The organism is uncultured Anaerococcus sp., from assembly GCF_963512375.1.
In the GTDB taxonomy this organism is placed as follows: domain Bacteria; phylum Bacillota; class Clostridia; order Tissierellales; family Peptoniphilaceae; genus Anaerococcus.
Genome location: NZ_CAUPMI010000012.1, coordinates 34,825 through 56,451, shown reverse-complemented (window position 1 = coordinate 56,451; position 21,627 = coordinate 34,825). Strand labels below are relative to the sequence as shown.

Below are 21,627 nucleotides of genomic sequence, written 5' to 3'. Positions count from 1 at the left end.
CTCCTTTATTTTATTATAACATTTTCTTAACTATTATTACAATTAATGGTAAAATGTATATGAATTATGAAAAAGAAGGAATTAAGCATGAAAGAATTAGATAGACAAACTAAAAATCTACTTAAGGTAGTAGTTATCGGAATTTTATTGTATTTTGGATTATTTTATATAGGTCAAGTCTCTAAGGCTCTTTCCACCCTCTATGCGGTCGTATCACCCTTTATTGTGGGTGGTGCCTTGGCCTTTATGATGAGTATTCCGACCAATTTTTTTGAGAGGAAGCTACATTCCCTTGATAAAAATTCTAAGCATGAAAAACTTATTTCAATTTCATCAATCCTCATATCTTGGGCCTTACTTATAGCTTTTCTAGTCATACTTATAAATATCTTGATTCCATCTATGGTTAAGATTGTTTATACCTTTTCTATAAGGTGGCCAGATTTTGTAAATTCAACCTATCATTTTCTAAAAAACCATGAATTGACTGAGCCTTATGCCAATAAATTCATGAATACCTTTAGCGGTGTGGGTTGGTACAATGTTAGAAATGCTATCTTTTCATTTATAGATGGAAAGGATGTCGATCTTTTCTCAAAGGCAACAGGACTTTTAAACTCTGTATCCAGTGGGGTTATTGGGATTTTTACAATGATAGTTTTCTCTATATTTGTATTAGTTTATAAGAAGATGCTTAAGAGAAATGGCACAAGACTTATCTATGCTTTGCTTAGCGAAGAGAGGGCTGATTATATCAACAAGGTCTTATCACTTTCTTATAACACCTTCAAGGATTATATATTTTCAAGGATGATATCAGTACTTTGCCTATCAGTCCTTACCTTTATAGGTATGAAAATATTTAAGATTCCAAATGCTCCAATTATTTCGATAGTGGTAGGTATTTCAGACCTTATCCCAATTTTTGGTCCAATCTTTGGTACTGGATTCTCAGCAATCTTGATTTTTGTTGAATCACCTTTTAAGGCTCTTATATTTTTGGCCTATAATGTTATCATTCAACAAATCCAAGAGAACCTAATCTTCCCATATATAGCAGGTGATGCAATAGGACTTCCTGCTGTTTGGGTGATGGCATCTGTAACTATAGGTGGGTCCCTGTTTGGGATTTGGGGTATGCTAATATCAATACCAGTTGTATCGGTATTTTACACCCTCTATCTAGAAAAGATTAACAAAAAACTTAAGGAGAAAAACTTCGATGAGGCTAAGCTTAAGGCTAAAGAAAATAAATCTTATACTATAGAGGAGATAGATACAGGTGATGAAACTTAAGGAAAGTAATTATTTTGTCCCCGTCTTAAAAGAAGGTGCGACCTACTACGGCGGCCACCAGGAATGGCTTAAAGAACTTGGCCTTTCTAAGTTTTTTAGAGATAGGGCCTGTGTGGTGACAGCCTTTACAAATGTGTATTTTTATATGTTTGAAAGAGGTCCTGTAGATTTTAAGACCTATAACGACATGCAATATAAGTTTTATAGGAGGCTGAGACCCAAGGCAAATGGAGTACCCACAGCTAGTTCCCTTCTAAAAAGAATTAGGATTATAAACCACCAAATGGACCTCAATTTATCCTACAGGATCCTTGAGGAAAACCTCCTAAAGAAGGTATCTTTAGAAAAAAAGATTGCCTTCATAGAAGAAGGCTTGGCCAAAGACTCTCCAGTGATTTTTATAAATTGGCTAAGCAGGGACATAGATGTAATGAGCCACCACGGCCTAGTTATAACAGAAATGAATAAGAAAAATGACAAGCACGAACTAGTCGTATCAAGCTGGGGTAGAAGACACACCTTCTACCTAGAAGACTTTGATAAGAGCCTAAGGACCTATACAGGCCTAATATATTTTGAAAGGAATATTTATGAATAAAAAACAAGCAAGATTAGACAGATCTTACGGCATAATCATGCCAATATTTTCACTGCCATCAAAATATGGCATCGGCACCTTCGGTCAGGCTGCCTATGACTTTGTAGACTATCTAAATGATTGTGGAGCCAAATACTGGCAAATCCTACCTCTAGGTCAAACATCTTACGGAGATAGCCCTTACCAATCATTCTCATCCTTTGCTGGCAATCCATATTTTATAGACTTAGACATGCTAATAGAAGATGGACTATTAGAAAAAGAAGACCTAGAAAATATAGATTTTGGTGGGAACGAAAGAGAAATAGACTATGCCAAACTTTACAATGTCAGATATAGGGTCTTAGAAATAGCTTTTGAAAATGCTAAAGAAAAATATGCCAAGGAAATTAAAGAATTTAGAAAAGCGGAAGCTGCTTGGCTAGAAGACTACGCCCTATTTATGGCCATTAAGAAAGATAATCTCGATAAGTCTTGGGAATTTTGGGATGAAGACCTTAGAAATAGAAAAAAATCTGCCCTAGATGAATTTAAAAAAGAAAATAAAAAATTAATAGATTTTTATGTCTATCTTCAATACGAATTTTTTAAACAATGGAATAAATTAAAAGAATTTGCAAACAGACATGAAATAGAGATAATAGGTGACCTTCCAATTTATGTAGCCTACGATTCTGCAGATGCTTGGGTTAATTATGAGATACTTAAACTTGATAAAGAAACAAAACGACCTATAGTAGTTGGGGGAGCACCTCCAGATGACTATTCAGTAGATGGACAACTCTGGGGCAACCCTGTTTACCGCTGGGAATACATGAGGGATGTTGAAAGATTCGATTTTTGGAAAAGAAGGATTGGAGCCTGCCTCAAACTTTATGATATCCTAAGACTCGATCACTTTAGAGGATTTGAAGCTTATTACGCCATACCAGCAACAGATGATACAGCCAGATACGGAAAATGGGAAAAAGGCTTACCTTATGACTTCTTCGATGCAATCAAAGAAAGCTATCCAGATGCAAAATATATAGCAGAAGATTTAGGCTTCATAACAAAAGAAGTCGAGGATTTAATTAATCACTACGCCTTCCCAGGCATGAAGGTAATACAATTTGCCTTTGGTGATAACTTTGATAGCGAATATCTACCACACAATTACGAGAGAAACTCTATGGTATACGCTTCAACCCATGACTCTGATACCCTTCAAGGATTCCTAGATAATGCTGACGAACATTTATTAGAACTTATAAGGACATATTTTGGAATCAGTGAAGATGAAAAGGATGAAAACATAAGAGAAATAATAGCAAGAAATCTTATGGCATCAGTATCAGATGTATGTATGTTTGAAATCCAAGACCTATTAGGCCTTGGCAACGAAGCAAGGATAAACTGCCCAGGTATCGTAGGCGGAAACTGGGATTGGAGAGCGGTAGCAAGCGACTTTGATAAGAAAATCGCTGAAAAATATGAAAAGATGGCAAAAACTTACGGGAGGATTTAATGAATAAGTTAGTTAAGGAAAAGTTTGCTGATCACTACATGGAAAACCTTCAAAGAATTACACTAAAGAGCTTTGAAGATACATCAGATAAGGATAGATATGATGCCCTTTGCGATACAATCATGGGACTAATCAACCAAGATTGGAGAAGAAGTAAGCAAAAAGTTAGAAAAGAAAGAAAAGCTTACTACCTATCAGCAGAATTCTTAATCGGTAGATCTCTAGGTAACAACCTAATCAACCTAGGAATCTATGACCAAGTAAAAGACCTACTAGATGAAATCGGAATAGACTTTGAAGCAATCGAAGACTATGAAGATGATGCAGCCCTTGGTAATGGTGGTCTAGGAAGACTAGCAGCCTGCTTTATGGATTCAGCTGCCAGCCAAAAACTAAGCCTATATGGATACGGTGTTAGATATCGTGAAGGTATCTTTAAACAATCAATCGAAAATGGCTTCCAAGTAGAATACGGCGATAGCTGGATAAAAGATGGTGACGGCTGGTCAATCAGGGTAGATTCTGATGCGAAAATAGTTAAATTTAGAGACCAACAAGTAAAGGCTGTACCATATGATATGCCAGTAGTAGGTTTTGAAAATGGTATAGTAAACACACTTAGACTATGGCAATCAGAACCATTTAGAGAATTTGACTTCGCTAAATTCAACAACTTCGAATATGACGAAGCTGTAGCTGAGAAAAACAGAGCAGAAGATATTACAAGAGTCCTATATCCAAACGATATGCAAAGAGCAGGAAAGCTATTAAGACTAAAACAACAATACTTCTTCTGTTCAGCATCAATCCAAGATATGGTAGAAAAATACAAGAGAGACTTCCCAGAAGACCTCAAATTTGAAAACTTCGCTAGATATCACGTAATCCAACTAAACGACACCCACCCAATCATGGCAATTCCAGAGTTAATAAGGGTATTAGTAGATGAAAATGGTATATACTTTGAAGATGCACTCGCAATAGCAAACAAGGTATTTGCCTTTACAAACCACACAGTACTTCAAGAAGCCCTAGAAAAATGGTCATTTGACCTAATGGAAGAAGTAAACCCAAGATGTCTAGAAATCGTAGAACAAATCAATAATAAACTTGTAAAAGAATTCAAAGACAGAGGCTTCAGCGACAAGGCAATAGATCCATACAGAATTGTAACAGGCGATCTAGTACACATGGCAAACCTTGCAATCTATGTAGGATTTTCTGTAAATGGTGTAGCTGAAATTCACTCACAAATCCTAAAAGATGATACCTTCAAAGAATGGTATAAGGAAAGCCCAGAGAAATTCAACAACAAGACAAACGGAATCACACCAAGAAGATGGTTAGTATACGCTAATAGAGAGCTAACAAACTTCATCACAGAAAAACTAGGCACAGACGCTTGGAAAAAAGACCTAGCTATGCTAAAGGGTCTAGAAAAATTCCTAGATGATGAAGAAGTACTAGATGAATTACTAGAAATCAAACAAACAAAGAAAGACCAACTAGCTAAATACATCCTAGAAAATGAAGGAATAAAAATTGACTCACATTCAATCTATGATATCCAAATCAAGAGAATCCACGAATACAAGAGACAACACCTTAACATCCTTCACATCATCCACCTATATCACAAACTAAAGAAAAACCCAGACCTAGACTTCACACCAACAACCTTTATCTTTGGTGGTAAGGCAGCTCCAGGATACTTTAGAGCAAAGGGAATGATCAAACTTGCCAATGAAGTAGCAAGAGTAGTAAACAACGATAAGGATGTAAATGACAAGCTAAAGGTAATCTTCGTAGAAAACTACAGAGTAACCTACGCTGAAAAACTCTTCCCAGCAGCAGATGTAAGTGAACAAATCTCAACAGCTGGTAAGGAAGCAAGTGGTACAGGTAACATGAAATTCATGCTAAACGGTGCCCTAACCCTAGGAACTCTAGATGGAGCTAACGTAGAAATCTTTGAAGAAGCAGGCGAAGAAAACAACTACAGATTCGGAGCAACAGTAGAAGAATTAGCAGAAATAGCAGAATCATACAATGCCTTTGAATTCTACAGCAAAGATGAAGACATCAAAGATGTAGTAGATTCCCTAGTAAGTGGAGAATTCAAAGACCAAGATTCTTACTACTTCCTAGACATCTATAACGAGCTAATCAAACCACAAAATGGCGGTAGAGCTGACCAATACTATCTACTAAAAGATTTCAAATCTTATAAAGAAACACAAGCTAAATTAAACAAAGAATTTAGAAATAGAAAAGAATGGGCAAGAAAGGCCCTAAAGAATATCGCAAACGCTGGATTCTTCTCATCAGATAGAACAATCCTAGAATATGCAGATGATATTTGGAAAATAGACTAAGACTATGAACATAGATGTAATATTGGGGATAATGATCCCCTTCATAGGAACAAGCTTAGGGGCTGCCTGTGTTTACATCATGAAAGGCGAGCTAAAAGAAAAGGTCCAAAAGGGCCTTTCTGGCTTTGCCGCAGGTGTAATGGTAGCAGCGTCAATCTGGTCATTAATAATGCCAGCCATGGATATGGTAGAAGATAAAATGGGCAAAATGAGCTGGATACCTGCAGCAGTAGGATTTCTTGTAGGAATCTTCTTCCTCCTATTTTTAGATAGCGTAATCCCTCACCAGCATATAGATAGCGACCATCCGGAAGGAATGAAGGCAGAAAGCCTCAGAAAAACAACCATGATGGTGCTAGCAGTAATCATACATAACATACCAGAGGGAATGGCAGTAGGAGTATCATTTGCAGGAGTCCTCTATGGTAATACCCACATGACAATGGCAGGAGCCATAGTCCTATCCATAGGTATAGCCATTCAAAACTTCCCAGAAGGAGCCATCATATCTATGCCCCTAAGGGCAGTAGGAGTAAACAAGCACAAGGCATTTGGAATGGGCATATTTTCAGGTGCAGTAGAGCCAATCGCAGCAATTCTAACCATAATCCTATCCCATTACCTAGTTCCAATCCTACCTTATCTTCTAGCCTTCGCAGCAGGGGCGATGATGTATGTAGTAGTAGAAGAACTAGTACCAGAAGCAACAGGTGAGGGCGAAGGCCACACCAACATAGGAACCCTTGGCTTTGCAGCAGGCTTTGTAGTAATGATGATTTTAGATGTCATGCTAGGATAAAATAATTGAAACTCAGTAATGGGTTTCTTTTTTAATTAAAATTTAGTTTTTTACTAACAAAATTTGTAATATATTTAGAAAATTTTATATTAAGTCATAATTGCTTGATATCAATAGTATTATTGCAATAAATGTGATATAATAGAAGTAATTAGAAGAGAAAAAATTTATATATAATTTATAAATATGAAACTCTTACATAGATTTCCTTAAATAAGCTAAGTAAATATAGATTTGCAAGAGTTAAGAAGGAAAGGCCTAATTATATTCTAGGAGGAATTATGGGAAAAATAATAAAAAATAAAATTCTAGGACTAATTTTGCCTTTGATGATGGTTTTGACCATATTTATTCCGAGTCTAAAGAGTTTTGCTACATCAACTGAAGCTAAGCCAAAAGTTCAGGCTGTAAGTAATAAGTACAGGGTAGAGCTAAAAATAAGCCATGTTGATGATAGAAAATCTGAGGGAGAAGACATCAAGGCAAATGGTAGACAGGTCAAGTATTTTAAATTGCCAAAAGAATACGAAACAAGAGACCATTTGGAAGTAGCTAAGAGGCTCCATTCCCTACCAATGGCAGAAGTAGAAAAAGAACTAAAAAGTGAGGGAATCTTATCCAATAAGTCTTTAATTTTTGATGATGGAAAGCTTGTAGAAAGCATAAAACCTGATAAGTTTGATAAGGATAATACCTTTGAAAAAATCGTATTAGAAAACCTTGAACCTGGTTTTTATCTTATAAAAGAAACAGATGAATCAAAGGAAAAATACGACCAGAAACTTATCACAACCATAGAAGAAGTCCCAGGAAAAACTGTAGAAAATGGACTTTTGATAGTAAACATGAAAAAAACTGTTAAGAATCCAGAAACTTCTATAACCCTTGTTAAGGTTGACCAAGATAATATCAACCAAAAATTAAACAAGGCAGAATTTAAGCTTTACAAAAAAGAAGGCGATAAGAAAATCCCTGTATCTGTCACAGAAGTTGCCAAGGGATCTTATAAGTATGACCCTACAAAGACAGTAGAAAGTATCCTAACAACCTGGGATAACGGAAGTTTGACTGTAGAAAACCTACCTGAAGGGGAATATTACTTTGAAGAAGTAACTCCTCCAGAAGGCTATGAAAATCCAGACAATATCGGTCAAATTTCAGATACCTTTAAACCAGGTCAAGGAAATGTAGTTGTTAAAAACAAGAGATATCCACTTCTTAAAAAAGTAGATGATAAGACAAGCGAAGCCCTAAATGGTGCTAAGTTTAAGTTATTTAAAAAAGATGGCAGCCCTGTAAAAGTGAAATTAAATGCCAAGGGCCAATTTACTTATGACGAAAAGGGTAATATTGACGTGGTTACTACATCAGGCAAGGGTACCATCTTTATAGAAGCTTTGCCAGATGGGGAATATTATTTCCAAGAGAGCGAAGCTCCTAAGGGCTATCAAGCTGATACAAAAAAGAAATATGAGTTTTCTTATGCAAAAGGCAAGATGACCACATCTGATAAGAAGCCTTACCTAACTATAGGCAATACAAAAATTCCTGTTAAAGGTGAAACACCAAAACCAAAAGAAACACCTAAAGGTGGTTACAAGTTCGTAAAAACTGACAATACTTCCAAGGCTAAAAGACTTGGTGGAGCAGTCTTCCAAGTACAAAAAATTGTAAATGGAAAATATGAGACCATCCAAAGAAATGGCAAAAACTACCAAGTAATATCAGATGAAAAGGGAGAATTTTCCGTATCTGACCTTGAATATGGTGACTATGCCCTAAGAGAGATTAAGGCACCAGCAGGTTATAATCCAGAAAGTGCGCCAATTAAATTTACTATTAAGGCAGGAAGTGATTCACTACCAGCTATCTTTATCGAAAATAAAGAGGTTCCACCAGGAACACCTCCACCACCAGAAAAACCACCAGTACCACCAACACCAGAAAAGCCAAACACTGTTATAAAAACCGAAAAGCCAAACACAATTATCAAGACAGACAAGCCAATAAATACAGTTAAGACAGATTACACACCATCTACCCAAACAACTGTATCTAAGATTATTAGAGGCCCACTTGTTAAGACTGGTGATATTAGGATTATCATCATGGCAGTGATTGGACTTATACTCTTGATAGTTGGTGTAAAATTAGTCAGATCAGCAGAAAAACCAAGAATAGCATAGTAGATTTACTTAAGAGTAAACTTCTTTATAATCTATTAGAGGGGCTCTAAGTCAGATGGCTTACGCCCCTCTTTTATGAATGGAAAAATAATGGCGAAAAAAGATAAAAAAGCAAAAAAAGTTAATAAGAAAAAATCAAACAAGGCCAAATGGATATTCAGGCTGTTTTTCTTGCTTGGCTTTATGGTCATGATGTATCCTTTGATTTCAAGACTCTATTACCGTATAGAATCCAATGAGCAGGTATCAACTTTCTCCGAAGGAGCTAAAAAACTTGATACTAAGGAAATTGACAGGCGTATCAACCTTGCCAAGGCCTTTAACGAGTCCTTGTCAGGTAAGATTGCATCAGACCCTTACAGCCGTAAGCAACAAGAAGAAGGTCGTAAGGAATACGCTAGGATGCTTGAGGTAGAGGAGATGATTGGTACTGTTGATATACCAAAGATTAACCAAAAGCTCCCAATCTATGCAGGTACCAGCGAGGATATCCTCCAAAAGGGTGTAGGTCACTTGGAAGGTACATCTCTTCCTATAGGTGGTAACTCCACCCACACGGTCCTTACAGCCCACTCAGGTCTTCCAGAAGCGACCCTCTTTACCCACCTTAACCAGCTTGAGATAGGAGATAAGTTCTATATAGAAAATATCGAGGGAATCATAGCCTACCAGGTAGACCAAATCAAGGTAATAGAGCCATCAAACTTTGATGACCTCATGATTAGCCCGGGCCATGACTATGCAACCCTTCTAACCTGTACACCAATCATGATCAATACCCACAGGCTTATTGTCAGAGGCCATAGGGTGCCTTATGTGCCAGCGGTTGATGAAGAACTTATTAGAGAAAGCAGAAATAACTGGATATTTAGACTCCTCTTCTTCGCTTCCCTAGTCCTAATCCTAATCCTTATAATCCTAATTTTAAAATTAAGAAGGGATAATAAGAAGTACTTTAGGAAGATTGCAGAGATTTCTAAGAAGGGCCTTACAATAGTTAAGCCGAAGGCAAAAAGTCAGGGTGACCTCTTTGACAATCTAGCGGAAGATGACGGAGATGACTATGACTAATCCAAAAAAGAAAAAGCCCAACAGGCTTATGTTTGTAGGCATCTTTCTTTTGGGTCTCTTGATTTTCTCCTATCCTTTGATAAGTCAAAAATATTATGAAATTCAAAAGGAAGATGAGGTTATAACCTTCGTTAAGGCAGCCAAGGCCCTTCCACCAGAAGATTTGGATAAGAGGATGGCCCTAGCCCATGCCTATAACAAAACCCTAGACCCATCACGTCTTGCAGACCCTTATACCGATATAGAAAAGGCTGCAAGGGCAGACTATGCTAGGATGCTAGAGGTAGAAGAGATGGTAGGTCATATAAATATCCCCAAAATTGGTGTAGATATTCCTATTCGTGCTGGCTCATCTGATGATGTTTTGCAAAAAGGGGCAGGCCACTTGGAGGGAACATCGCTTCCAGTAGGTGGAAAGTCTACCCATACGGTTATTACTGCCCATAGGGGCTTACCAAATGCCAAGCTCTTTAGAAACCTAGACCAGCTTTCTTATGGTGATGTATTTTATATTACAAATATCAAGGAGACAATTGCCTACAAGGTAGAGAAAATCCAGGTTGTAGAGCCATCCAATTTTGAGCCGGTCCTAGTAGTGGAAGGCCACGATTATGCGACTCTTTTAACCTGTACACCTTATATGATCAACTCCCACAGACTCTTAGTCAGGGGAGAGAGGATTCCTTACCAGGCAGCAATCGACGATGGTATAGCAAATACACCTAGAGCTAGGGTTGATTTCTTTAGGATGGTCCTTGTGATGATCCCAATAATTCTAATCTTAACCCTAACCCTCTTTAGAGAAAAGAAAAAAACAGACCACTTAAGTAAGGAGCTTAAAGAAATTGAAGAAAGAAATAAAACTAACTAAAAAATCATTTTTGGGATATATCCTGATTTTAGTTGGCCTAGCCCTCTTGACTAGCCCCCTTATCCTAAGGTCATACAACGATATTAGGGCAAATGCTTCTAAGAAAGTTTTTGAAAAGCAAGAGGCAGCAAAAAGTGCTGACCTAATTGAAGAAGAAAATAAAAAGGCCCAGGCCTATAATGAGATAATCAAAAATTCTGATATGAGTGTCCAAGACCCATTTACAACTGATGAGTATGAAAATGGCTATGATATGTTTACAAAAACTAACACTCCCTTTGCCTACCTATCTATACCCAAGCTTGATAAGTACCTTCCCCTATATATAGATGCTACAAAAGAGCATATATCAAGGGGAGTAGCCCAAGTTGCAGGCACAGCAATGCCGGTAGGTGGAGTTGGAACAAGGTGTGCCATAGCAGGCCATAGGGGCTGGTGGGGCGATACCATGTTCTTGTATGTAGATGAGCTAGAACAAGGCGATTATATCTACATAGAAAGGGCTAATCAAACTATGAGATATGTGGTAAGTGATAAGGAAGTCATAGGTCCATATGATCGGGACAAACTAGCCCCAAGAGAAGGCCTTGATATGATAACTCTCCTTACCTGTTCACCATTCTTGCCACCTAGACCAGATAGGCTTCTGGTAAATGCCGTAAGAGATGAAACAGGACCTGCAGAAGAATTTGAATTATCAAATGGCAGACTAAAGGCTAGCCAATACGATGATGAAGAAGGAGATAAGCTAGTAAAAATTACTAAGATTGCGACATTAATCGGGGCAATCTTAGGCACTCTTGCCTTTATCTATACCCTAGTCAGGTTTACAAAAAGGATTAAGATAAGCATTTAGAAATTAAATATAAGATTGATATGACAGGTTAGCTTTGTTTTTTATAGGCTAACCTGTTTTCTTATGCAGATATTTCTATATATATGAAATTAATTTTAATTATTTAATTTCCAAATATCTATAAATCAATCTAATATTAATCTAAAGCCTTTAATGACATTATAAATCTTGACTTAATATTCACATAAAAGTAAAATAAAAAAGACGTGCTTCACTATAGTAGATTAGTGAACAAAGGACCTAGTAGTAAATTTTTATTACTTTGAATATTGAAAGGAATTTTATGAGTTTTATAGAAAAGCTTATACCGACAATCAATGGATATTTGTATTATCCAATCTTAATTATTATTTTGCTGGCAAGTGGCCTATATTTTTCTTTTAGGAGTGGCTTTATTCAATTTAGGCTCCTTGGCGATGCCTTTAAGGTAATTGTAGAAAAACCCGAGAGCGATGAGGATGTATCAAGCTTTCAGGCTCTTATGGTATCTACCGCTTCTCGTGTTGGTACGGGTAATATTGTAGGGGTGGCCAATGCCATCTGCCTGGGAGGACCTGGTGCGGTATTTTGGATGTGGATTATTGCTATAATTGGCGGAGCTTCAGCCTTTATCGAATCAACCCTTGCCCAAATTTATAAGAGAAGGTCTGATGATGGTACATCTTACGGTGGACCTTCTTATTATATTGAAAATGGCCTTGGTTCAAGAAAGCTTGGAGTAATCTTTGCCATAGCCTTGATTATGACCTATGCCTTGGGCTTTAATATGTTAGCTTCCTTTAACCTCCAACAATCTTTTAGGGCCTATGGTTTTTATGACAAAAACACTACTCCTTGGCTTATTGGAGGTATCTTAGCCCTAGTTACAGCTTATTGCATACTTGGTGGTGGTAAGAGGATTATTAAGTTTACATCCTTCATAGTTCCCTTCATGGGCCTAATTTATGTATTGATGTCCTTAGTCATGATTGTTCTAAATTTTTCAAACATACCAGCCATGTTTAGATTAATCTTAGAAGATGCCTTCAATTTTAAGGCAATCTTTGGAGCAGTGGCAGGATCTGCTCTGGTAGAGGGAATCAAGAGAGGTCTTTATTCAAATGAGGCTGGTATGGGTTCGGCACCAAATGCTGCAGCAAGTGCTGTAGTAAGCCATCCTGTCAAGCAAGGCCTTGTGCAGATGATTTCTGTATTTCTTGATACCCTTGTGATTTGCACAGCTACAGCCTTTATGTCTCTCGTATCAGGTATTGTACCTACAGAAGAACTTGCTGGTTCGCCTCTAGTGCAAAAATCCTTAGCAACAGTATTTGGATCTTACGGTAATATTTTTATAACCGTATCCCTTGCCCTCTTTGCTTTTACAACTCTTCTGGGCAATCTTTACTATTGTGATTCTTGTCTTTCATATTTATTTAAGAAGACTCCGAATAAATATCTTATGATTTGCTTTAGGATTTTTGCAAGCCTAGTAATATTTGTGGGAGCCGGCATGAAGATGGAATTTGTGTGGAACTTTGCCGACCTACTCATGGGGATTATGACAATTATAAATATATCCTCAATCTTGCTTTTGGGTGGTATATCTATAAAAGCCCTAAATGATTATATTGACCAAAGGAGAAGAGGCCAAGAGCCAGTATTTATGGCAAAAAATATAGGTCTTGATGAAAGCAAGCTAGACTATTGGAAATAGAAATTTTACAGCCAGGCCCACCCTGGCTTTTTTCTTAGAAAATTATTGGTGATAGACTAGGCTTTTGTGATATAATATTAGTATTAGTAAATAGGCCTAGCCTATTAGAAAGGAAAAATTATGAAGAGATTAGGTAAATTTATATTAAGTCTTTGTCTGGTGGCAGGCATTGGTTTTGCAGGATTTATGCTAGGAACAAATATGGATACAGGATCTGGGAGCTCTTCTAGGTCTAACCAATTAATCAGCGATATGGCATCCCTTAAGGAATTGCTTGATAGGAATTTCCTTTTTGATGTCGATGAAGAAAAGCTTTATGAAGGCAGCCTAAAGGGTATGTTTGCAAATCTTGGCGACCCATATACTGCTTATTATCCAAAGGAAGAGTTTGCTAAGCTTATAGAAAACCTTGACGGAAGATATAAGGGAATAGGTATTAGTATGTCAAATTCTAAAGAAGGGCTTATAAAGGTTATTCAAGTGTTTGATGGTTCTCCTGCTCAGGAAGTTGGTTTAAAATCAGGAGATTTTATAAAATCAATTGAAGGAAAAGAATTCGCAGGAAATCAGCTAGAGGAAGCCGTTGCCCTTATTAGAGGAAAAGATGGTTCAAAGGTAAATATGAAAATATTGAGGGTTAGTGAAGATAATCCAAAGGGAGAGGAAATCGACGTTGAGGTTGAAAGACGTGATGTCAAGGTAGACACAGTCAAGTCCCAAACCCTAAATCTAAAGGGAATTAAGGTTGGTTATTTAAGATTAACTGCCTTTGATGATGTAACTTGGGAAGACTTCAAAGACCAATATGCCAAACTTAAAAACGAAGGGGTCCAAGGCCTTGTCCTTGACTTAAGAAATAATCCAGGTGGTGCCTTAGATGTTTGCCTAAATATAGCTGATACCTTCCTAGATGAGGGAGTAGTAGTAACCACAGAAGATAAGGATGGCAATGTCGTAAGCGAAAAATCAGATGCAGAATATGATGACATACCAATGGTAGCTTTGATAAACGAAAACTCAGCATCAGCATCAGAAATCCTAGCAGGCGCCCTAAAAGATAGGGGCAGGGCTAAGATAGTCGGTGAAAAATCCTTCGGCAAGGGAGTCGTTCAAAAGATATTCCCACTTGATAATGGAGCTGGAGCAAAGATTACTATCAGCGAATACAAGACACCAAACGGCGAGAAAATCAACAAAGTTGGTGTTAAGCCTGATATAGTAGTAGAAAATAAAAATCCAGACTTAGACCTAAATGAAAATGACTTTACTAAAGATAGTCAATTCTTAAAGGCTCTAACAGAACTTATAAAAGAAATAGGAAATAAAAATTAGGACAGCCAGCTGTCCTTTTTTTGAAGGGGTAAGTATGAAAGAGATAAGGACCTACAGGGTAGGGTCAATGCTTTGCAACAAGGAGGGCTTTTTAAGTCTTAAAAATCTAACAGGCCTTATGTTTGATATATCCTTTATCCAATCCGATAAAATTGAAAAAAATCTAGATATGAATGGAAAGGTGCGGCTAGTTTATTCCTGGGATATAGAAATCGATACGCCAATAAAAGCAGATGATGTTATAGAAATTACATCAATCCCCACCCAGATAAAAAGATTTTATGCCTACAGGAATTTCCTTATAAAAAAAGATGGCAGGCAAATTGCAAGGGCCTGTGCAAAACTTGTTTTATTTGATAGGCTTAAGGGAAAACTCAGCTTGATTGATGAAAATATCCAAAAAGCCTATGGAGAAGAAAAATCAATCTATGAGGGAAAAGATTTTAAAAGGCCAAATGATTTTGAGAATTTAAAGGAAATTGCTATTAGGCAGGCTGATTTTGATAAAAATGGTCACGTCAATAATGGGATTTATTTTGACTTCCTAAAAGAGATTGAAAAAAATAGGGAAGATAGGATTTCTTATATAAAAATCATCTACAAAAATGAGATAAGAGATCAGAAAGAAGTAAATTTATCCTATAAGGATTCTGATAAAGAAGTGGTATTTTCTCTTGATTCAGAAAGCATTAACCACAGCTATGGAGTGATTAGATATGTATAAGGAAAATTATGGAAATATTCCAAACAAGGATAAGATAAGGTCAATAATGGATGAGGCCTTTGCCGCAAATCCCACAAAATGGATAATCCATTCCCACCTAGTTGGCAAAACTTGCCAAAAGATAGGAAAGGAGCTTGGCCTTGACCCAGATATAGCACTTGCTTGTGGGAGTCTTTTTAATATAGGAAGGGGCCTTGGCCATGATAATATGGCTCATCTATTGGAGGGATACAAATTTTTAAGGAGCGAATCATACTTTTTCCCAGCCCGCCTTGCCCTAGGCTATGGCTTTGTGACTGACAAGATAGATTCTTATAGGGGGGAGAAAAATGTGTCTGATTTTGACTTGGATTTTATAGGAAAATTCCTTAAGAAGAGAGAGATAAGTCCCTATGAAAAGCTGGTAATTGTCGTTGATAATTATATTAAAAATGAATATCCAAGCCTTGCTGAGAAAAGTGATGTCAAAGAGGGGTCGGAAGATTCAGAAATTAGCAAGATAATAGATAATTGGCAGAAAGATTTTGAAAAAATCCTTAGCAAGGAAATAGGAGCCTATGTGCCCAAGAGAAAGTCTTACAAATTTCCCTATAATTTATTCAAAGATCAAAAATAATATTGCAAAATATGTATATTTGAGTATATTATAAGTGAATTTATTTTATCAACCCAGGGAGGTCGCACGACCTCCTCAATTTTTTTTATGAGGACTTATGACTAAAAGAGAAATCAACCACATTCCATACGACAAACTCAAAAAATATATAGAAGATGAATCCATGACTGAAAGCCTGATGGAAAGGGCTGATGAGATTAGAAGGGCAAATTACGGCAACAAGGTCTACATCAGAGGCCTAATCGAAGTGTCAAATATTTGCAAGAATAATTGCTATTATTGCGGGATAAGAAGGTCAAATGACCATGTCAACCGTTACAGGCTTGCCAAAGACGAAATCCTAAGATCGGCTGATTTTGGCTATGGGCTTGGTTTTAGGACCTTTGTTATGCAAGGGGGAGAAGACCCTAGCTTTTCCAGGGACTTTGTTGTAGATTCCATAAGAGAAATTAAAAATAAATATCCAGATACAGCCATAACCCTATCTCTAGGCGAAAGGTCTTATGAAGACTACAAGGCTTTTTACGATGCGGGAGCTGACAGGTATCTTTTAAGACAGGAAACATCAAACCCAGACCACTATGCCAAAATCCACCCTAAAGAGATGAGCTTAGCTCATAGGCAAGAATGTCTTTATAACTTAAAAGAAATAGGCTACCAGGTTGGGGGAGGCTTCATGGTCGATAGCCCCTACCAGACTACAGATGATTTGATAAGAGATATCAGATTTTTAGAAGATTTAGAGCCGGATATGGTAGGGATTGGACCATTTTTGGTAAGTCACGATACACCCTTTAAGGACTTTAAGGATGGGTCTTTTACAAAAACATTGAGAATGGTAGCTATCCTTAGGCTAGTCTTTCCCTATGCCCTAATACCAGCAACTACGGCCCTAGGCACCATAAATCCAAAGGGCAGAGAGCTTGGCCTTAGGGCAGGTGCCAATGTCCTCATGCCAAACTTATCCCCAGCAAAGGCCAAAAAATCCTACAATCTTTATGACAATAAGTTAAACACAGGCCTTGAAGCAGCAGAAGCCAAAAAGGCCCTAGAAAAGGAAATAGCAAGTTTTGGCTATCAGATAGTAACTGATAGGGGAGATGTTAGAGATAAGAATTAAGAAAAACCTTGATAAGTGCGGGAAAATCCGACTATCAAGGTTTTTTATTGCTTATTTATAATTTTTCCAAGAAACCTTCCACATCTTCCTTCCTGGTCCTAAAGGTGGTAACAAGTCTAATCACCTTCTCATTATCTTCTTCAGACATGATTTCAAAGTAGGCGACTTTCGCCATTTTTTCATACTGGTCATCTGATACTTTCACAAAAACTTGGTTTGACTCAAATGGATAGGCAAGTTTATAGCCTTTTTCCTCAAGACCCAATGCAAGTAGCTTTGCCATTTCAAAGGCGACCTTGCTGCCCTTTAGGTAAAAGCCTTCTTCAGAAAAGACTCTCTCCCACATGATTCCTTGAATAAAACCCTTGGCTAGGAGACTTCCTTTTTGTTTAATAAGGTTGATTAAATCTTTTTTAAGGTCCTCATTTTTTACAATCAGAGCCTCGCCAAAAAGAAAACCGGCCTTGGTTCCGCCTAGATAAAAGATATCACACATCTTAGTCAAGTCCTTTAGGCTGTAGTCGCAAAGATCACTTGCAAGGGCAGCAGCCATCCTAGCCCCGTCTATAAATAGATAAAGGCCATTTTCCTTGCAAAAATCATAGATTTCTTCTATTTCTTTTTTCTTATAAACTGTTCCAAGCTCAGTAGTATTTGAAATATAGACCTTTTTAGGAACTGTCACATATTCTGTAGAAAAGGATGCATAGGCTTTTTTAAGATTTTCTAGGCTAATTTTCCCATCTACTGACTCTATAAGCTCGATTTTAAGACCTGTAGCCTCAATTGAGCCTGCCTCATGACCCTCTATATGGCCAGTCGCAGCAGAAAGGACAGAATCTTGTTGGCGCATGCCAGCTGCTGCCCCTATGATATTTGCAGGTGTACCGCCTGGAAGAAAGTAGATATCGATATCTCTATCTCCAAGAGCTTCTTTTATAAGACTTTTGGCCTTATCAGAGTGAGAGTCAAAACCATAGCCAGGATTTTTCTCATCTATAGAATCTTTTAAAGCATCCAAGATTTCTGGATAGCAGATAGAATTATAATCATTGACAAAAAAATACATATAACCTCTTTTCTATAAATTTCACTTACTTTTATTTCTTCTATTATAACATTTTTAAAAAAATTAGATAAAATTAAATAAATTTCAAGAAATAAGGTTTTCCTGCTGATATCGTGAATGAGATTGATAATTTATATCAAAGATTTCTAATTAGTAGTATTGATATTCATTATCGACTATGATATATTAGTAGTGCAAGGATATGACATCCTGTATTTAAAGATATTGCAATAAAACTAAAATTATAGAGGAGAGATTATGCCTATTACATTTTATAGCATAGGTGATACAGTCGAAGTAATCAAACTTAAGGGCGATGAAAAGATTATAAAACACCTAAATAACCTAGGTTTTGCTAAAGGTAGAATAATAAAGCTTTTGAATTTTGATGGGGTCAACTACATATTTACTATTGATGATAATAGATTTGCCCTTAATAAAGAATTAGCTAGTAAGATAATTGTTAAGGAGGTAGCAGCCTAATGCCATTTTTAAATGAAGTGCCAGTAGGGGATACTGTAAAAGTTGTAAAACTTGAGGGCGATGGCCCTACAAAAAGAAGAATTATGGATATGGGAATTACAAAAAATACAGAAATTTTTGTAAGAAAACTTGCTCCACTAGGTGATCCTATCCAAATTAACCTAAGAGGTTATGAACTAAGTATTAGAAAAGAAGATGCGAAGAATATAAGAGTGGAAAAGATATGAGTATAAGAATAGCACTTGCTGGTAACCCAAACTCAGGTAAGACCACCCTATTTAATGCCCTAACAGGCTCAAATCAAAGGGTAGGTAACTGGCCAGGGGTTACTGTTGATAAAAAAGAAGGCGTATTAAAAGGCCACAAAGACGTAATAATAGAAGACTTGCCAGGTATTTATTCACTTTCTCCATATACAATGGAAGAAGTTGTTTCAAGAGAATATCTAATCAATGACAGACCTGACTTAATAGTAAACCTAGTAGATGGTTCAAACCTAGTTAGAAACCTCTACCTTACAAGCCAACTAGCAGAACTAGAAATCCCAATGGTTATATCCTTAAACATGATGGATATAGTTAAATCAAAGGGAGATAAGATTGACATCAAGGCCCTAGAAGAAAAACTAAATATTCCTATAGTTGAAACTGTTGCAGCTAGGGAAAAGGGTGTTGATAAATTAATAGCGAAAATATTAGAAGTTGCAAAAGATGGTCAAAAACCAAAAGAAATGGCCTTTGATGCTGACTTAGAAGAAGCCCTTAAACCAATTGAAGCTGGCTTAAAGCCAATAGTTGGTGAAGATTTATCTAGATATTATTCAATCAAGGCTTTCGAAAATGACGAAGAATCACTAGGCCATATCAAGCTTACAAGCGAATTAAAAACTAAGGTAGAAGAGGCTAGAAATAAGCTAGAAAAAGAACTAGAAGATGATGCTGAATCAATCATCACCACAGCTAGATATGAAAACTTAGCTAATCTTTCAAGCGATGTCCTAGTCAAGGCTCCACCAAAGGTAAGCCTTACAGATAAGGTTGATAAGATTGTAACCAGTAGAATCTTAGGTCTACCAATCTTTGCCCTAGTAATGTTTTTGGTGTTTTTCGGTGCAGTTTATGAACATTCACCAGGAACCATGGGCACAGATTTAGTAAATGGTTTCTTTGAAGATACCCTAATACCAGGTGTTGGAGCATGGATGGAAGGCGCTAATGTAAACCCAGTTATTCAATCATTGATAACAGATGGAGCTCTTGCAGGTGTGGGAGCAGTACTTGGATTCTTACCACAAATGATGGTTCTATTTGCCCTATTATCAATCCTAGAAGATATAGGATATATGGCAAGGGTAGCCTTCATCATGGACAGACTCTTTAGAAGATTTGGTCTATCTGGTAAATCATTCATCCCAGCCATGGTTGCAACAGGATGTGGTGTACCTGGTGTCCAAGCATCAAGAACAATCGAAAATGAAAGAGATAGAAAGATTACAATCATGACATCTACTTTCATGCCTTGTTCAGCAAAATTACCAGTAATTGCCCTTATAGCAGGAGCATTTTTCCCAGAAAACAAAGCCTTGGTATCATTCTCATTCTATATGATTGGTATAGCTTCAATTGTCTTTTCAGGAATTATCCTAAAGAAATTTAAGGCACTAGCAGATGAACCAGCACCATTTATTATGGAATTACCTCCATACCACGCACCAAGAGTAAAATCAGTTTTAACTGATGTTTATAATAAGTCTAAGGCCTATGTTAAGAGAGCTGGAACAATAATCTTTATATCAGCTGTTATAATTTGGTTCTTAACACACTTCGACTTCAGATTACACTTAATTGAAGAAAACTCAGAAGGATCAATCATAGCTGTATTAGGTTTCATAATCGGCGTAATCTTTAGGCCAATAGGCTTTGGAAGCTGGCAATCAACAGTTGCAACAATATCAGGTTTCGTAGCAAAAGAGAACGTAGTTTCTACAATGGGAGTTGTTTTAGGTCTAGGTAGTGAAGTTGCAGAAGATACACCTGAGTTACTCCAAGCCTTTGGTGCCGCAATAGGAACACCTGTAGCAGGTTATTCATTCTTACTATTTAACATGCTCTGCATGCCATGTTTTGCAGCAGTAGGTGCTATCAAGACAGAAATGGATGATAATAAGTGGACAGCCATAACTATAGGATATCAAATGGGCTTTGCTTATATAGTAAGCTTCATTTTCTATCAACTAGCAAGCTTCTTTGCTTATGGTAAATTTGGAATAGGCACAGTACTTGGACTAGTAGCCCTAATCTTCTTCATCTACATGGTAGTAAGAAAAGGAAGCTCTAGAAAAAACTTAGCATACAACGAATCATTAGCCAAAGCTTAGATTAAAAGGAAGCTAGAAAGTAAATCCTTAAACTAGAATTTCAAGTTTAAAATTATAAATCAAGTAAGAGCTTAAATTTAAGTCAGCCCCCTTTAAGGGGGGAGGGCTTATAAAAGAAAGGAAGAAAAATGAATTTACCATCATGGATTATCCTAATCTTAGTACTAGCAGCATGTTCTTATGTAATCTACACAAGATTTATCAAGAAAACATCAGGTGATTGTGGAGGTTGTTCAGGATGTTCTAGCGACAATGATCACAAATCTTGTTGCCACTAGGACTAGGCTAAAAATATAAAAAACGAAAACACAAAAAAGATGCCAGGCATAAAGAAAATATTAAGACTAAAAAGCTAATTTATAAAATTGACTAGAAAAGAAAAGTCAAAACTTAAAGGAATTAATAAATAGTCTTATGCTAAATTTCTGATGTCTAGGCTGTATACTTAATTTTTTTTGAAAGGCTTTTGATAAAAATTATCAATATCACATAAGTCTTCACAAGGTTCATCCCTTGACAATCAAATTTCTATTTCATTCTGACAAAGAAAGTCAGGAAGAATCCGATAAAGGTAGATTTAAATAATATATAAATTTGTCGAGGAGATGATCCAGAGTAAACTTTATTTTTTTAAGTAAAGTATGATATAGG

19 protein-coding genes are annotated in these 21,627 nt (G+C 36.8%); 18 read left to right on the top strand and 1 reads right to left on the bottom strand.

Annotated elements, in window-relative coordinates; all coding sequences use genetic code 11:
- The first annotated feature begins 87 nt into the window (after positions 1-87).
- The 14 genes from RRB46_RS06575 to hydE all read left to right on the top strand — a co-directional run bounded on the left by RRB46_RS06575 (position 88) and on the right by hydE (position 17,047).
- On the top strand, positions 88-1,296 hold the full coding sequence (locus tag RRB46_RS06575; RefSeq protein ID WP_311537920.1) for an AI-2E family transporter: 1,209 nt from the start codon (positions 88-90) through the stop codon (positions 1,294-1,296).
- The gene (locus RRB46_RS06570; RefSeq protein WP_311537919.1) at positions 1,286-1,894 is read left to right on the top strand and encodes a hypothetical protein; all 609 of its coding nucleotides are present in this window, start codon (positions 1,286-1,288) and stop codon (positions 1,892-1,894) included. The genes RRB46_RS06575 and RRB46_RS06570 overlap by 11 nt, the downstream gene beginning before the upstream one ends.
- On the top strand, positions 1,887-3,401 hold the full coding sequence (gene malQ, locus RRB46_RS06565; protein ID WP_311537918.1) for a 4-alpha-glucanotransferase: 1,515 nt from the start codon (positions 1,887-1,889) through the stop codon (positions 3,399-3,401). The genes RRB46_RS06570 and malQ overlap by 8 nt, the downstream gene beginning before the upstream one ends.
- Complete coding sequence (locus RRB46_RS06560) at positions 3,401-5,776, top strand: glycogen/starch/alpha-glucan phosphorylase (RefSeq protein ID WP_311537917.1); 2,376 nt, start codon at positions 3,401-3,403, stop codon at positions 5,774-5,776. The genes malQ and RRB46_RS06560 overlap by 1 nt, the downstream gene beginning before the upstream one ends.
- A gap of 4 nt (positions 5,777-5,780) precedes the next feature.
- Entirely contained in the window at positions 5,781-6,575 is a 795-nt protein-coding gene (locus RRB46_RS06555; protein WP_311537916.1) for a ZIP family metal transporter, read from the top strand.
- 281 nt (positions 6,576-6,856) lie between these two features.
- Complete coding sequence (locus RRB46_RS06550; RefSeq protein WP_311537915.1) at positions 6,857-8,761, top strand: SpaA isopeptide-forming pilin-related protein; 1,905 nt, start codon at positions 6,857-6,859, stop codon at positions 8,759-8,761.
- Positions 8,762-8,851: 90 nt separating this feature from the next.
- Complete coding sequence (locus tag RRB46_RS06545) at positions 8,852-9,832, top strand: class C sortase (RefSeq protein WP_311537914.1); 981 nt, start codon at positions 8,852-8,854, stop codon at positions 9,830-9,832.
- Positions 9,825-10,703 carry a class C sortase gene (locus tag RRB46_RS06540; RefSeq protein WP_296126313.1) on the top strand — a complete coding sequence of 293 codons (879 nt, stop codon included), beginning with the start codon at positions 9,825-9,827 and terminating at the stop codon, positions 10,701-10,703. The genes RRB46_RS06545 and RRB46_RS06540 overlap by 8 nt, the downstream gene beginning before the upstream one ends.
- Positions 10,678-11,559 (top strand): class C sortase, encoded by an 882-nt coding sequence (locus tag RRB46_RS06535; RefSeq protein WP_311537913.1) that lies wholly within the window; start codon positions 10,678-10,680, stop codon positions 11,557-11,559. The genes RRB46_RS06540 and RRB46_RS06535 overlap by 26 nt, the downstream gene beginning before the upstream one ends.
- A gap of 283 nt (positions 11,560-11,842) precedes the next feature.
- A complete protein-coding gene (locus RRB46_RS06530) occupies positions 11,843-13,255 on the top strand; it encodes an alanine/glycine:cation symporter family protein (protein ID WP_311537912.1) in 1,413 nt (470 codons plus the stop codon).
- 120 nt (positions 13,256-13,375) lie between these two features.
- Positions 13,376-14,587 carry a S41 family peptidase gene (locus tag RRB46_RS06525; protein WP_311537911.1) on the top strand — a complete coding sequence of 404 codons (1,212 nt, stop codon included), beginning with the start codon at positions 13,376-13,378 and terminating at the stop codon, positions 14,585-14,587.
- Between the two features lie 34 nt (positions 14,588-14,621).
- On the top strand, positions 14,622-15,311 hold the full coding sequence (locus tag RRB46_RS06520) for an acyl-ACP thioesterase domain-containing protein (protein ID WP_311537910.1): 690 nt from the start codon (positions 14,622-14,624) through the stop codon (positions 15,309-15,311).
- A complete protein-coding gene (locus RRB46_RS06515; protein ID WP_296126327.1) occupies positions 15,304-15,927 on the top strand; it encodes a phosphohydrolase in 624 nt (207 codons plus the stop codon). The genes RRB46_RS06520 and RRB46_RS06515 overlap by 8 nt, the downstream gene beginning before the upstream one ends.
- A gap of 97 nt (positions 15,928-16,024) precedes the next feature.
- Entirely contained in the window at positions 16,025-17,047 is a 1,023-nt protein-coding gene (gene hydE, locus RRB46_RS06510) for a [FeFe] hydrogenase H-cluster radical SAM maturase HydE (RefSeq protein WP_296126330.1), read from the top strand.
- A gap of 55 nt (positions 17,048-17,102) precedes the next feature.
- On the opposite strand, the gene RRB46_RS06505 is transcribed toward hydE, so the two are convergent.
- Positions 17,103-18,116 carry a low specificity L-threonine aldolase gene (locus tag RRB46_RS06505; protein WP_296126333.1) on the bottom strand — a complete coding sequence of 338 codons (1,014 nt, stop codon included), beginning with the start codon at positions 18,114-18,116 and terminating at the stop codon, positions 17,103-17,105.
- 258 nt (positions 18,117-18,374) lie between these two features.
- On the opposite strand from RRB46_RS06505, the gene RRB46_RS06500 reads away from it, so the two are divergent.
- From RRB46_RS06500 to RRB46_RS06485, 4 genes are all read left to right on the top strand, one after another.
- Positions 18,375-18,599 carry a FeoA family protein gene (locus tag RRB46_RS06500; protein ID WP_106460921.1) on the top strand — a complete coding sequence of 75 codons (225 nt, stop codon included), beginning with the start codon at positions 18,375-18,377 and terminating at the stop codon, positions 18,597-18,599.
- Entirely contained in the window at positions 18,599-18,826 is a 228-nt protein-coding gene (locus RRB46_RS06495; RefSeq protein WP_106460920.1) for a ferrous iron transport protein A, read from the top strand. Before RRB46_RS06500 ends, RRB46_RS06495 begins: the two co-directional genes overlap by 1 nt.
- Positions 18,823-20,976, top strand: a complete 2,154-nt coding sequence (gene feoB, locus RRB46_RS06490; RefSeq protein WP_311537909.1) for a ferrous iron transport protein B — start codon at positions 18,823-18,825, stop codon at positions 20,974-20,976. Before RRB46_RS06495 ends, feoB begins: the two co-directional genes overlap by 4 nt.
- Positions 20,977-21,104: 128 nt before the next feature.
- Positions 21,105-21,254: a FeoB-associated Cys-rich membrane protein gene (locus tag RRB46_RS06485; protein ID WP_296128245.1), complete on the top strand. Its 150-nt coding sequence runs from the start codon at positions 21,105-21,107 to the stop codon at positions 21,252-21,254.
- Positions 21,255-21,627: the final 373 nt, after the last annotated feature.